Annotated in this window: 10 protein-coding genes; 7 read left to right on the top strand and 3 right to left on the bottom strand. The window is 59.0% G+C overall.

The genetic code is table 11. The features are described 5' to 3' along the window. Positions 1-524: 524 nt before the first annotated feature. Entirely contained in the window at positions 525-890 is a 366-nt protein-coding gene (queF, locus tag CA85_RS15615) for a preQ(1) synthase (protein ID WP_146392272.1), read from the top strand. An 87-nt stretch (positions 891-977) separates the two neighbouring features. On the opposite strand, the gene CA85_RS15610 is transcribed toward queF, so the two are convergent. Then, positions 978-2,162 (bottom strand): cysteine desulfurase family protein, encoded by a 1,185-nt coding sequence (locus CA85_RS15610; protein ID WP_146392271.1) that lies wholly within the window; start codon positions 2,160-2,162, stop codon positions 978-980. Between the two features lie 11 nt (positions 2,163-2,173). Beyond that, positions 2,174-2,821 carry an SET domain-containing protein gene (locus tag CA85_RS15605; protein WP_246112844.1) on the bottom strand — a complete coding sequence of 216 codons (648 nt, stop codon included), beginning with the start codon at positions 2,819-2,821 and terminating at the stop codon, positions 2,174-2,176. Between the two features lie 130 nt (positions 2,822-2,951). On the opposite strand from CA85_RS15605, the gene ruvX reads away from it, so the two are divergent. The 4 genes from ruvX to CA85_RS15585 all read left to right on the top strand — a co-directional run bounded on the left by ruvX (position 2,952) and on the right by CA85_RS15585 (position 8,341). Beyond that, complete coding sequence (gene ruvX, locus CA85_RS15600) at positions 2,952-3,488, top strand: Holliday junction resolvase RuvX (protein WP_146392269.1); 537 nt, start codon at positions 2,952-2,954, stop codon at positions 3,486-3,488. 387 nt (positions 3,489-3,875) lie between these two features. Further along, a complete protein-coding gene (locus CA85_RS15595; RefSeq protein ID WP_246112843.1) occupies positions 3,876-5,696 on the top strand; it encodes a C25 family cysteine peptidase in 1,821 nt (606 codons plus the stop codon). 248 nt (positions 5,697-5,944) lie between these two features. Next, on the top strand, positions 5,945-7,720 hold the full coding sequence (locus tag CA85_RS15590) for a ThuA domain-containing protein (RefSeq protein WP_146392268.1): 1,776 nt from the start codon (positions 5,945-5,947) through the stop codon (positions 7,718-7,720). 18 nt (positions 7,721-7,738) lie between these two features. After that, on the top strand, positions 7,739-8,341 hold the full coding sequence (locus tag CA85_RS15585; RefSeq protein WP_146392267.1) for a hypothetical protein: 603 nt from the start codon (positions 7,739-7,741) through the stop codon (positions 8,339-8,341). 184 nt (positions 8,342-8,525) lie between these two features. Here CA85_RS15585 and CA85_RS15580 read toward each other — a convergent pair whose 3' ends face one another. Further along, the gene (locus CA85_RS15580) at positions 8,526-9,371 is read right to left on the bottom strand and encodes a UDP-2,3-diacylglucosamine diphosphatase (protein WP_146392266.1); all 846 of its coding nucleotides are present in this window, start codon (positions 9,369-9,371) and stop codon (positions 8,526-8,528) included. Between the two features lie 355 nt (positions 9,372-9,726). On the opposite strand from CA85_RS15580, the gene CA85_RS15575 reads away from it, so the two are divergent. Next, a complete protein-coding gene (locus CA85_RS15575) occupies positions 9,727-13,335 on the top strand; it encodes a family 16 glycoside hydrolase (RefSeq protein ID WP_146392265.1) in 3,609 nt (1,202 codons plus the stop codon). 6 nt (positions 13,336-13,341) lie between these two features. Beyond that, complete coding sequence (locus tag CA85_RS15570; protein ID WP_146392264.1) at positions 13,342-14,856, top strand: DUF7133 domain-containing protein; 1,515 nt, start codon at positions 13,342-13,344, stop codon at positions 14,854-14,856. Positions 14,857-14,891 lie beyond the last annotated feature (35 nt).

Here is a 14,891-nt window from a genome sequence, read left to right as displayed (position 1 = left end):
GAATCATCGACGGCATCCTTGCTTGTGTTGAGATTTTTGTGAAGAAAAACCACGATGCAACAAGGATGCCGTTCTTCGCTAGCTCAAAATTGTTTCACGCCAGATTCGCCCTAAGTCCACGCCATTCGAGCTCGGCTCCGTTTCTCCCGGCAGTGCCAGTCTAACATTGATAATCACATCCCACAAATAAATCCTTGGATACTGGAGCCATGCCTTGAAAACCTCGGGCCCACGCTTCCGTCGGATCAGCAAAAAGGGGAACGGTGAGATTGCAAATTGCAAAATCTACATCGCAAAATGCAAATGCTGAAGCATCTCTCAAGGTTGCTGATTTCACGGCAATTCACCAGCCCGAACAGCCTCGGCCAATGCTCCCCGCTTCCACCTTTTCCTAACTCCTCGGCCTGTCCCCTTTTCGGGGCAGCTCATCCGAGTACAACAGACCCCTGCCCGCCAGAGCGTCGATCTTTGGTCCGCTGCGGGCTTTCGCTTTTCCTATTCTCGCACGTTTGATCGTCCATCCCGTGAATCCCCAGCCCTCTGAATTCCGCGACTTGTTGGAAGTATTCGACAATCCGGCACCGCAACGCAATTTTACGATCGAACATCACTGCCCCGAGTTCACGTCGGTATGCCCGAAAACGGGACAGCCTGACTACGGCACGATTGTCTTCAACTATGTCCCTGACCAGCTCTGCGTGGAGCTAAAAAGTCTGAAGATGTACCTGCAGCGGTTTCGCAACGAAGGCATCTTCTACGAAGCGATCACCAACCGCCTGCTCGACGACTTCGTGGCCGTCGTGCAGCCGCGTCGGCTGCGTGTCGAAAGTCGCTGGACACCCCGTGGTGGGCTCAACAGCAATATCATTGTCGAGTACCCCGAGTCTTAGAGTTCTTGGTCCCACCCATGTCCTGCGAATGATTTTCGATCCTGTTCTCGTAAGGATTGCGGACATTCGCGGTAGGTCAGCTACTGACTATGAACGCGATGCGTGCTCGCAGGCTTCGGCGATCAGGTCGACGGCGCGGTCGATCTGTTCCCGACTCGTTGTCCAGCCGACTGAAAACCGGAGTGTGCGTCCTATCTGGCGATCGGTGCAGCCGATTGCCCGGAGCACTCGGGTGATCTCATCGGGCGGGCTCTCGGACTGGGCCGCCGCCGCCACAATCTGGCGTGCCGCCTTCTGCACCCGCTTGGCTTCCGTGGTCAGCTCAATCGCAACGGTATTGGGCAGTCGCTCGGCATGTTCTGCAAAGACACGAATGCGGCCATCGAGTGTGGCGCTGAGTCCTTCGACCAACCGCTCGCAGAGCTCTTCGAGGGTCCCTTGGGCTTCCTCGACGCAGCGAGCTGTCAACGATGCCGCAGCGCCGAAACCGACAATCCCGGGCACGTTTTCGCTGCCCGCCCGTAAACCCATTTCACGGGGCTCTCCAAATGAAATGGGATGCATGTCCAACCCTCTGCGAACGTACAGCGCACCACAGCCCTTGGGCCCATAGAACTTGTGCGCGGTCAGCGAGAGCGTATCGACGCGCAGTTCATGGACATCCACGGGAATGCGTCCCACCGCGGCGGTGGCATCGCAGTGGACGCGAATCCCGCGGCTGTGACATCGATCGGTCAGTTCACGGATCGGCTGGATGGTGCCCACGACGGGGTTTGCCAGTTGCAAGCACGCCAATCTCGTGGTGGGTTCGAACCGCGATGCGAACGCCTCCACTGACACGAAACCCTGGGTGTCACAGGGGACCCAATCCACACGCCATCCGAGCAAACGAAGATGCTTCGCCGCTGCGACTACCGACTCGTCTTCGATCTCTGAGATCAGGGCATGTGGCGGCGGCACGTCGCAATTGCAGGGATAGGAAGGAATCAGGTCGCTGGGGTCGCTACCGGCGTGACTAATCATCGCGGCGCCGAGTACGCCGAGGTTATTCGCTTCGGTACCTCCGCTAGTGAAGACGACTTCGAAGGGATCGCAGCCGAGTAGCATCGACACATTCTCACGGGCACCGTCGACAGCTTCGCCTACCGCGGAGGCGTGCACGTGCGACTGCGACGGCAGCATGAAGTGCGTCGACCAGAATGCCTGCATCGACTCCATGACCGAGGGGGCCATCGGCGTCGTTCGATTGAAGTCCAGATAGAGTAGCGACACGGGGGCGGGGGCTAACTCGACTTTTTCTTACGGTTCTTGGCCAACCGTTTCATCTTTTTGACTTCGTCCTCCGCCACGACCCAGCCGCGGCAATTCCTCGCCCCGCAGCGACAGCGAGGGTTCCAATCGAAGGCCTCCCAAGCGTAATCAAAGGTCAGCTGCGTTTCGGCTTCGATGTTGCAGATGGCGACCACGCCGAGCGAGGTTTTTGTTAATTGAACCAATTCGCAGTTCGGGCTGCAGGAATGGTTCATGAAGGCGCCCGGCATGCTCGGCTCCAGATACCATTTTGTATCCAGATCCATCACATATTCGCTGCCTTCGTAATCCTTCTTGCTGATCAATTGGCCGGTGACTTCCATCACCAATTCACCGGGCAGGAACTGACGAGCGGCAAAAACTCCATGCCCGCACTTGCCCGACGAGCGAACCTCAACGTCGTCGTCCCAGTAGGAACGGTAGGCGTAGTCTTTATCGACAACGGCTTGCAGTTTTTTTCGGCGTCGTTTGTCCAAGGTAATCATGCGGTGTTTCAAGAGAAGAAGAGTGAGGAACGAGCGGGATGGAAAGATCGGAAGCGAACCGTTGCGGCGCCAACCTCGATTCAATCGACAGCCCGCGGCGCTACCGGGCGAATCCTTGTGCCGCGAATCGTTCATGGCAGCCTAGTTTCATCAACGCAGTGCCGAGCGTCAACGCAGCAATTGACGGATTTTCCCAATCCTCCGGTGGACGCGCCCCAAGAATCGACCGTTGACAATTTTGTCCCCCTGCATTTCACTCATGTCCATGAACACGCCTCCTAACTGCACTGACAGTGAATTTCCCGCCCAGGGCCGCATCGCCGCGGTGGATTACGGCACCGTTCGAATCGGTATCGCGGTCTGTGATCCCGATCGAATCCTGGCCAGCCCGCTGGAGGTGCACGCGGTCACGCAGCCCGATGCGGGCGGCTACGAAGCCGACGAAGCGTACTTTCAGAAATTGGCCGCGGAGGAGCGCATCACGGCCTGGGTCGTGGGACTGCCAATCCACTGCGACGGCGGAGAGAGCGACAAAAGCGTCCAGGCCCGCAAGTTTGCCGCTTGGCTGCGACAGGTCACCGAACTGCCCACGCGGCTCTTCGACGAACGCTTCACCACCGTCGCGGCAAACCAAAAGATCCGGCAAGCGAAAACGACGCGAAGAAAAACGAAACAGCGAATCGATGCCATCGCCGCCCAAGTCCTGCTGGAGTCGTTCCTCGAAGCCTGCCGCTACCGTGGCGAAATCGCCGGCCACGACGCAAATGAAATTGCTGCCGGCGGCGATTCCTTGGTAGATTGATGGGATGGATACCCGATACCGAGCTGCTGATTACCCACATGTATTCCTACGCCGAAGGCGTTGAAGAAAATAACCGGTGGTTTGAGCGCAAGCGAACACCACCGGATACGACGCGAGAGGCAAGAGTCAACCCCGAATGGGGTGGAAGATCATTCACGACGAGGTCTGCGACCCGCTTCGGGGTCGACGCTCCATTGCCAACGATAAACCGTAGGTGGCGCTGCGCTGACCTATGGCTATTCTCTATCATCCCTGACGGGATATTGATGGAAATTCAACAGCCCGTTTCCTCGTCCAATACAACACTCATTAGTCCCGTGTTCCTTAGACCTCTTTCCCGCTCCGCTTTGAGTCAAGGTGATGCTCCCCATGCGAAGGAACTTCGAAATGATGAACAGTGGCGTGACGGCAGCCCCTTGCCGGAGAATACTGCGGCAGAATGAGACTGGTATACGAGCGACGACTTCGCGGGTCGCGGTGCGATGCGTCCGAAGAGGAAACCGTGTCTCGGCGTCGATCTGGCTCAGCCTCGTATTCGCCTTTGCGTTGACATCGGTGGGTTCGGCTGCGGATGTGGTGGTCGTGTGTGCCGATGGATTCCGCGACGCCCTGGCTCCCTGGTGCGAATTTCGCCGCGACGAAGGCCTGACGCTCACGTTTTGTCGCCCGTCGAGTGGGGCCAGCGAAACAGCAACGCGAATCCGTGAGGCTGCGGATCCCGCGACCCGGTATGTCGTGCTTGTCGGCGACGCGCCCCCGTTCACGCCCCAGCGTCCCGGCCGAGCTGGCGAAATCCAGGCCGCCGGTCCGGATCGAGGGCAACCCACTCGCATTCCGACGTTCTACCTACCCTCCAAGGCGACCGCTGCGTTTGGCTCCACACCGACCTATCCCTCGGACCTACCCTACGGTGATTTCGACGGCGACGGCTTCAGCGATGCCGCTGTGGGACGGCTGCCCGTGGTGACATCGGACCAGCTCGCCGGGCTCGTCCACCGCATCCTTGCCTATGAGTCATCCCGAGACTTCGGCGTCTGGCGACGTGGCTTTCAATTGACTGCGGGCGTCGGCGGTTTTGGCATGCTCATTGACGGAGCCATCGAGTCGGTCACACGCACGGTCCTGACGAGCGTCCTGCCCGCCGCCGCGAAAGCTCAGATTGCCTATGCCAGCCCGGGACACACCTTCTGCCCGCCGGGAGACTCCTTCTGCGACGCTGTCCTAAGCCGCTACCAAAATGGCTCGCGGTTTTGGGTTTACGCTGGCCATGGCAGCATCGATCAACTGAATTTTCTCACCCGCGCACCCGACGACGCAGCTGCCTTGGCACAACCTTCGTCGATCCCCGTGACCAGCGACGGCAAGTGGCAGGTCGAGTCGCTGCTGGACAATGACTCGGTCGATCGCCTAGCCGGCGCCTCCGACCGGGCGTCCATCGGTATCCTGTTGGCATGCTACTCAGGCGCCTACGATGCCCCTGGCGACTGCCTGGCCGAACGGATGTTGCTGACGCCCGGTGGCCCGGTCGCGTTGATCGCAGCGAGCCGTTTGACGATGCCTTATGGAAACGCCAGGTTCGGACTGGGGCTGCTCGAGTCGGCGTACCAGGAATCAGGCACTGCCGACGCGCCCGAGCGATTGGGCGACGCCATGCTCGCCGCTGTCGACCGGCTGCAGACTCCGAAACCGGGTTCGACCACCGAGATGATGATCGACGGTTTGGCCGGCATGATCTCCCCAGCCGGTGTGGATCTTGCTGACGAACGCAACGAGCACGCCGGTCTATATCATTTGCTCGGCGACCCCACGCTGAACCTGCAGTCGCCCCAGCCACTGGCGATCTCGATCGAGCCAGCGACCACGGATTCGGCATCACTGACAACCAATGCGGACGCACTCAATGCGTCCACCACGCCGATTCGCGTGGTCCGCCTGAGCGCAACCAGCCCGATCGTGGGCACCCTCACCGTGTGTGTGGATCGTCCGCTGACAGCGGTCTCGGCCGCGAGTGTGAATGCTGCTGCGGCCGATCATGATCCACATGGCTGCACGCTCGGCGAGGCAGTCACGCCAGTCCAGAGCGGCGTCGAGAACACCCTGACCATCCCACTCCCACCGGATTGGAGCGGCCCCGTCGTCGTGCGGGGAATTGTGCAAGGGATCGACGGTTGGGCCAGTGGCGCGGTGCGGACCATCGTGAGCGAGTGATACTCGAGACGAAGTCCTCTTTGAAACTCGAAGACCGCGGTAATCGACACGCGTTCCTCTGGCAGCATGCCTGACGGGGAACCGAGTCGACAGACTTTGCTGTCATGCGGGGCAAGCCCATCTGGGAGCGGGGTGAACGGTTTGTTTCTCGAGTCACTCAACGGGGATTGCTGGCAGAGAAGTTGATTTAGCGAGCGGTATTTCGGCAGTAGCCCCCTGGCGGTGACGGTTTTGATATCATCAGACGCATGAATACGATCCCTTCGATTGCCTTGTCGCTCTTACTCGCCAGCGTAACCCTCGCGGCGGAGTCTCCCATTCCGATCGTCTTCGATACGGATATCGACACGGATTGTGACGATGTGGGTGCTGTCGCCTGCCTGCATGCTCTGGCAGATGCAGATGAGATTGAAATTTTGGCGACCACGGTCAGCTCCAACTTTCCCTATTCAGCTCCCTGTTTGGATGCCCTGAATCGCTACTACGGCCGCCCCAGTATTCCACTGGGGACTCCCAAGCATGGCGGTGCGAGTGTCCATCGTGGTTCGAGATACGCCGCACAAATCGCCTCGCGTTTTCCGAGCCGATTCCAGGCCAACGATGACGCACCCTCCGCCGTGACAGTACTGCGAAGCGCCCTCGCCGAAGCCGACGACGATTCCGTGCGATTGGTCACGGTCGGCTATCTGACGAATATTGCGGATCTCTTGCGGTCGCCAGCCGACGACATCAGCCCGTTGTCTGGACGGGAATTGGCCCAACTGAAAGTATCGCATCTCGTTGTCATGGGTGGCCGTTATCCAGAGCACCTGGACCCGGCTGAGTTCGGAAACCTCAAGCCCGATCCGGGCTCGGCCGTCGAGGTCGCTGGTCGTTGGCCCGGCACGATCTACTTCAGTGGGCTCGGCGCGGACGTCGGGACTGGCTCTCAACGGCACACATTACACAAGAACAATCCGCTCCGCATCGCCTATGACCTCTATCTTGGCGATAAACCAACCCGGTCGAGCTGGGATCAGGTCGCTTTGTTGTTCGCCGTTCGCCCCGGCGCACCTTATTGGAGCGTGCAAAGCGAGGGAGGCAACAAAATCTATCCCAATGGCACCAATCGCTGGGTCGAAGAGGATGCTCACGATCATCGCTTGGTCACCTTTGCAGAGGGGCAACGCGGCAAGGTTGAAGCGGAGATCGAGCGTCTGATGAGCTTGGAGCGAAGGCCGAAACAGGTTCTGTTTGTGGTCGGTCCCAGCACCCATCCACCGGGCTCCCACGAAGTCGCCGCCGGTGCGCAATTGATGGCCTACTGCCTCGAACACGCCGACAACGTCAGTGACATCAGAACCACCGTCGTGGAGGGTTGGCCCGACGACGAAGATTTACTGAAGCAGACCGATGTGATCGTATTCAGCGGCGATACGTTCCCACCCCAGCGTTTACCAGAGACCGATCGAATCCTTGCTCGCATCGATCGCATGATGCGTCGGGGGTGCGGGATCGTCTGCGTGCATTATGCGACCGCTCTCCTAGGCAAAGACGTGGCCCCCGACGGCGCCCATCCGCTGCTGGGATGGATGGGAGGGTACTTTGCGAACAAGACATGCCCACACCATCCGGGCATCGCCAGGGTCTATCAGGCGGCGACGATCGAGCCGGCTGCACCGGAGCATCCCATCTCTCGAGGTTGGTCGGAGTTCACACTGCACGACGAACCCTATATCAACAACTATTTCGGCAAGAACGACAATCTGCCTGCTGACAACGTAACACCGCTAGCCACTTCGATGTTACCTCCGGAAGATCCTCAAGTGGAGATTGTCGCTTGGTGTGTCGAGCGTGAGCGAGGACGCGGTTTCGGAATCGTCATGCCTCATTTCTACCGGAACTGGAAAGACGAAGACCTGCGTCGCTGCATCCTCAACGGCATCGTCTGGACCGCCAACAGCGAGGTGCCCGATGAAGGCGTCCGCACTACGCTGCCCGACCTCAGCACGTTCGACCCTGCCGCCGTTGAATCCAAACGCTAACACGCCTGGGGCAGACCAATGTCATTGAAGGATAAGTTCCCGCAGGAGATCGAATTTGAAATCGATCGTGAGCGACTTCTGGGCTACCTGCTCATGCAATCGAGGCTCGGCTGTTACGGGATAGTGCTGCCCTTCGCCCTGCTTTTCGCTTTCACGTTTTTCACGTCGCACATGGCTCCCTACCGCGATGCAGGGCTGCTGTTCCAACTGGGGTGGCTCACGATCTACCTGCTCGCCGGGCTCTTTGCCTGTGCTGTCTTGGGATCCCTTTTTTATTTCCCCTATTTCCGGCCGTCTGCCCGATTGAAAGCGAACAATCTACGCCTGTTGGTAGAGGGCCCCTTTCTACGACTTGTTTCGGGCGGCTTCATTGTTTTGGACCAGCGGTTCCATTTTCGCGACGTTTCCTGCTACGCCACGGTGCAAGGCCCACTGCTGCGGCGCCACTGCCTGACGTCACTTCAGTTTCGCATCCAAGGGCGTCTCAATTCGCCGCCATTGTCGGTAGCTGGACTCGCCGATGCAGATCGAGTTCGCGATACGCTGTGCGAGATCGACGCCTCTCGCGAACTGCCTACTTCTCTTCCCGATAGCGGATCGGCGTCGCAAACCGGTGGATAGGCGTGAGAGGCTCCAGTGCAGTGGTTCTCCGGGCCGTCGATTGAATCGACAAACCGTCTCATCGCCGGCATCGTTCTGCTACGCCAGTCGTCATTCATTGACCAACTTCAATCCCGTCAGGGACGAGAGCTGTCTGCCGGGGATGCCAATCTCCAGATCACCGCGGGCAAAAAACCCGCTCATGTTACCGTGTTGCCAGCTCAGACTTCTTGATCGCTGGGCTGCTCGACGTGCGGGGGTGAGCGGGCAGTTGGAGCATGCGGGGTGAGCCGTAGTTGGACTCCAAGCAGATACTGCCGTCGAGATGCTCGACCAACCCGGTGCAGTTTTCCACCCAATCGCCGGTGTTGAGGTAGAGCATCTCTTCGCTGTAGACGATCGCGGGCGTATGGATATGACCGCAGACTACTCCGTCACAATTTTGCTCGCGGGCATGGTCCATGATCGCGGACTCAAACCCGCTGAGCCACATCACCACTCGCTTGACCATCGATTTGAGCCACGCGCAGGCGCCGTAAGGATTCTTCTTCCGCCGCCCGGGCAGGCGATTGAACAATCGGTTCGCACTGAGCACGGCGTCATAGGCAAACGACGTTGCCTTGGACACCCACTGGGCCTGGGTCTCGACCACATCGAAAAGGTCCCCGTGAGTGATCAGAAAACGCCAACCGCCCGACGACTCGAACACGAATTCGTTCGCAAAGTGGATATCGGAGAATTGGTCGGGAATCATCCCGAGGCTCTCCTTATTTCGCAGGAACGAATCGTGATTGCCGGGGACATAGAAAACCTCCGTTCCCCCTGCGATCAGCGACTCGATATGGTCAATAATCTCCTTGCAGGCGCCGGACCAGTGCCAGCCTTGGTTGCATCGCCAACCGTCGATGAAATCACCGACGAGATAGACTTGCTCGGGCGTATAGGACCGCAGGAATTCGAGACACTGCTGAGCCTGGGAATGCTTCGATCCCAGGTGAACATCACTGATCAAGAGCGTGCGGACCGCCGTCGTGGGGGAGTGGTTCGCCATGTTTTTTGCTGACCTTCGCGAAAAGATGGACGCCGAAAGGGTTTTCACAACCGGCTGAGGCAGGGTGGAATTCTAGCGTAGACCAGGACCATGCAACCGCTTTTTCTGAAACGGCAAATGATAATCCCTTTTGGCCCGCAGTGGGTTTGTATTGCGACGTTGGGACGACTATTATTGGCTCGGCGGTCAGTTATTGAAAGCCTCAATACCGCCTCCCTCCCCCTATTTCCCGCCTCAGCAGACGCCCCGCCCCCGCTTCGGCCAGCCGGGGTTTGGGGTTCGTCATCTTTTTAGATGGGTGACCGTTCCGTCGGAAATGGCTCCCGCAATTGACTCCGCATTTGGAAAACAATCGATGCCCACACCCTGTCTCCTGTGGCCACTGCAGCGTTTCGCCAGCTTCCTTGTCGTGGCGACCTGCGTTCTCAGCCAGGGGGTAGCAACCCGGACGCAGGCGGCAGGAACCCCAAAAATTGCCGTTGCCGAACAAGACCCTGATTTTGCCGTTCAGGGTGAATACGTGGGCTCTGACCAAGCGATGCAGGTGATCGCGGTCGGTGATGGCGAATTTGACGTGGTGATCTACGAAGGGGGCCTCCCGGGGGCTGGCGCTCGCGGCGAGCCACGCCGCATCGAAAGCGATATCGACGCCATTGGCGACCTCGCCGAGTCGATGGGGATGAAGCGGATCCAACGCACCAGCCCCACGCTAGGCCGAGCGGCACCGAGCGGGGCAATTGAACTGTTCAATGGGACCGCCGAATCCGTCGATCAGCATTGGAACGGGGGGAAACTGAGTGACGACGGATTGCTCCTACCGGGTACCAAGACGAAGCAAAGTTTTGCTGATTATCGACTGCACATCGAATTCCGGACGCCTTTCGCCCCCGATGCACAGGGCCAAGGGAGAGGCAACAGCGGCGTCTACCACCAAGGCCGCTACGAGACACAGGTTCTCGATTCATTCGGTCTGGAGGGACTCGATAACGAATCCGGTGGCATCTATACAGTCAGCACCCCCACGGTCAACGCATGCTTGCCTCCACTGAGCTGGCAAACCTACGATGTCGATTTCACTGCACCACGGTTCGATGCCAAGGGTGCGAAGACTTCGAACGCGCGGATGACGGTTCGGTTGAATGGAATCATCGTGCAGAACGATGTCGAGGTTCCCGGACCGACTCCGGGCGGAATGTATTCCGACGAGGCGACCGAGGGACCAATCATGCTGCAGGATCACGGCGATCCTGTGCGATTTCGCAACGTTTGGTTGGTGCCGCGAGATGCCGACCGGGAAGCAACCCGGCCGATCGTACCGGGCTTCGAACGCTTCGTCGCGTCAGACTCCACTCCGCTCGCCGAGGCGGGCGAGATCCTGATGGCATCGCTGGCTTGCACAGCCTGTCATGCGGCCGACGAAACGCTCACCCCGGCGCAACTCGGTCCCGACCTGAGCGAGGTGGCAGGCCGCGTCCGGGCCGATGCTCTGGTCGCCATGATCGCCAACCCGCATGCGACCAAACGCGGCACCACGATGCCGGACCCTTGGCCCGGAGCGGACGGCCCAACGCGACAGCAGAACTCAGAGAAAATCGCCAGCTACCTGATGCTCCGCGGACAGGGGCAGATCGCTGACCGCGTCGTCAGTCAAACGCTCGCCGATCGCGGCAACGAACTCTATCACAGCATCGGCTGTGTTGCCTGCCACGGATCGCTCGACGAAGACAGCCCCACAACGCCGCTGGCGACCACAGTGCCCCTCGGGCAAACTCACCGGAAATACACCGTTCCATCCTTGATCCATTTCCTGCAAAACTGCACGACCATTCGCGGCGGATTGCGAATGCCAGCGATGGTAGGGACGCCGGACGAAGTCGCTGCTGTCGCGGCTTATCTCACCCGGCAAACCACCGTTGGTGTTCATGACGCGACCTTCCAACGGAAAATCTATCGAGGACAGTGGGAGAAACTCCCCCACTTTGACGGTCTTGAGCCAGTTCAATCCGACGAAGTCAGCGGATTGAAGATAGATGATGTGAAACCCAAAAATCAGTTTGCTGCCGTGTTCGAAAGCAACCTTTCGATTGAACAGGATGGTGACTACACCTTCCTCCTCTCGAGCGATGATGGTAGCGCCATGGAAATCGATGGGCACCGACTCGTCAATGACGGCATCCATCCGACCACCACCAAGCAAGCGACCTATCCACTCACTGCGGGTATCTATCCCATCCGAGTCGAGTACTTTGACGGCGGCGGTCAAATCGAACTCCAATTGGAGATGATCGACCCGCGGTTGGGCCGCGACAACATCACGGCCTGGATCACCAATGACGAACAGGGCGCCCCGACAGATTTACTGCCTAGCGAATTCGTTCCCGACGAGGCCTTCGTCGAGGAAGGTGAGCAGTTGTTCCAGAGCGCCCAGTGCGCACGGTGCCATACCTTCGACACCACCGCCCCTAAGACCGAGGATGCGGCGCACTCCTTGGCGTCAGAACTCAACGGGTTGCCAGCAGCGGGTGGCTGCTTGGCGGAACAGGTCCAATCGCCTGCGGTCGATTTCCACTTGGGCGCGACCCAGGTATCGGCGATCAGGGCGGCTTTGAAAAAACGCCGTGATGGCGAGCGTCCCGAAATGGATGACGCCCGCCGCGTCCACACCACCATGGCGACGCTCAATTGCTATGCCTGTCATCAGCGTGATGGGATCGGCGGCCCCGAGCCGTCGAGAGACGAATTCTTCGGCAGCACAACGCCGGAAATGGGGCTGGAGGGCCGCATCCCGCCTTCGCTGACCGGTGTCGGTGATAAACTCAATGACGACTACCTCGGTCGTGTCCTCCAGTCCGGCGCCGACACGCGTACGTACATGAAGACTCGCATGCCGGCCTTCGATCACGAGAAACTCGCTGAGTTTGAAAAAGCGATGGTGCGTTCAGATCGCAGCGACGCGGTGGAACCGATCGAGTGGTCTGAATCGGCACAGGACATTCAAATCGAAGGCCGAAAGCTCTGCGGCAACGGCGGTTTGGCGTGTATTAAATGCCACAGCTACAACGGCAATACGGGAGGTGGACTCGGTGCCATTGATATGCTGCTGATGCCAGAGCGACTGCGGCCAGAATGGTTTCAGCGATACTTGAAGGATCCGACCTTCTATCGCCCCGGAACCCGCATGCCCAATAGCTTCATCGAAGGACAGTCCGCACTCACAGACATCTACGAGGGTGATCCCAACAAACAAATCGAAGCGATGTGGCAATACCTATCGCTGGGCACGAACGCGAAAGAACCGCAAGGGCTCAATCAAAATGCGATCGTGCTCTCCGCTAATGAGCGGCCGCGGATCTATCGCAATTTCTTCGACGGCGTCAGCCCGCGTGGCATTGGCGTGGCGTATCCCGGAGACCTTGATTTGATTTGGGATGCAAATCAAATGTCACTGGCGCAGGTCTGGAAGAATGGTTTCATCGACGCATCGAAACATTGGAGTGGACGGGGCCAAGGCACCCAGCGACCGCTCGGCGACGCCGTCGTGACTTTCGCTTCGGCGCCTGAGTTGGCGGTTCTAGATTCGCCCTCAGCGGCCTGGCCAACTGCGTCGGGACGTGAACTGGGATACCAGATGCGTGGCTATCGGCTCGATGAGAATGGCAATCCCACGTTCGGCTATTCGATCGGCAAGACCAATGTGGAGGACCATCCTCTGCCGGCCGAGGATGGGTTTGAGCGGCGAATCACAATCGACGCCGAGGCGGATCAGCCTGACCAAACCTTGGTGTGGCAATTCGCGGAGGGGCAGATCGATCCGGTCGACGAGGGCTACCGCATCGATGGACGCGTCACGATGCGTGTCGAGGGTGTCGACGTGCAACTTCTGAGCGTGGACGGGAAACAGGTACTGCGGGCCGTGATCCCACCCGCTGCCACGACGACCATTTCACAAACCATTCGCTGGTAAAGATTCATGATCAACCCCATTCAATTCCTCGCATGTCTCACCGCCCTGTCCGTAGCAGGAATGAGCGCGGTGTCTGCTCAGACACCCTCTGCTCAGGCACCCCCGACACAGACACCCTCGACTGGGCCGCCTGTTGAGAGTGACTACTACTCGATCACGACGTTTGAAACGCCGCCCGGTGAGGTAATCGAAGCCTGCGGTTTTCAGCGGATGCCCGACGGGCGACTGGCGGTCTGCTCGCGACGCGGTGATATCTTCATGATCTCTGATCCGTTGGCCGAAGAGGTGACGGCGGAGCAATTCCAAGCCTATGCCCGAGGGCTGCATGAGCCGCTGAGTTTGGCATTACGTGATGGCTGGCTCTATGCCGTCCAACGTCCCGAGGTGACACGAATGCGAGATACCGACGACGACGGCCTGGCCGATGTCTTCGAAACCTACGCCGATGGCTGGGGCATCTCAGGCGACTACCACGAGTATGCGTTTGGATCGAAGTTTGATGCCGAGGGTAACCTGTTTCTGACCCTGTGTTTAACAGGTTCATTTAGCAGCAAAGTTCCGTTTCGAGGTTGGGCAATGAAGATTACGCCCGACGGCCAGACGCTACCGTTGAGCAGCGGCGTTCGATCTCCTGGGGGCATGGCCACAGACATGCACGGCAATCTGCTGTACACCGACAACCAGGGTCCCTGGAACGGCACCTGCGGATTGAAGCTGCTACGTCAGGGTAAGTTCGTCGGTCATCCCGGCGGTTTTCAGTGGTACGACCAAGCACCTTCGATGGGGCCGCAGCCGACCGAACCGGCCAGTCCCAGCCGGATGTATACCGAGGCGGCCAAAATCCCGGAACTGATTCCTCCGGTCGTCCTATTTCCCTACAATAAAATGGGCAAGAGCGCCTCCGGGATCGCCTGCGATACAACGGCAGGCAAATTCGGTCCTTTTGCCGGCCAGCTCTTCGTCGGCGACCAAACCCAGAGCCGTGTCATGCGGGTGTTCACCGAGGAGATTGACGGCGTCTGGCAAGGTGCCTGCTTCCCGTTCCGCAAAGGCTTCGCATCGGGCAACGTGGGTGTCGAGATGGACGCCACCGGCGCGTTGTTCGTCGGCGGAACGAACCGCGGTTGGGGATCGGTCGGCCCTCGCGAGTTCGCGATCGAGCGACTCGATTGGAACGGCAAGGTGCCCTTTGAAATCAAAGAGATGCGTCTGCAGCAAGATGGATTCGAATTGGTTTTCACTCAACCGGTCGACGCAGCGACCGCTGGCAACCCAGACTCTTATCGGATGTCAACGTACACCTATGAATACCGGGAACAGTATGGCAGCCCGGAGGTCGACACGACTCAGGCCAGTATCACATCGGCGACCGTTTCGAACGATCTGACTCGTGTGCGATTGGTCATCGACGGGCTGCAGCTCGGGCATGTCCATGAACTGCATGCCGAGGGTGTCCTCGGCATAGACGGAAACGGTTTGCTGCACACCGAAGCGTACTATACGCTCAATAAGTTGCGATAGCTGAAGGGTAATCTCCCTTTTCGGATAGGCTCGAA

The organism is Allorhodopirellula solitaria (assembly GCF_007859855.1).
Classification (GTDB): Bacteria; Planctomycetota; Planctomycetia; order Pirellulales; family Pirellulaceae; genus Rhodopirellula; species Rhodopirellula solitaria.
The sequence above is the reverse complement of the archived record's forward strand: the minus strand, read 5'-3'. Positions and strand labels throughout refer to the sequence as shown.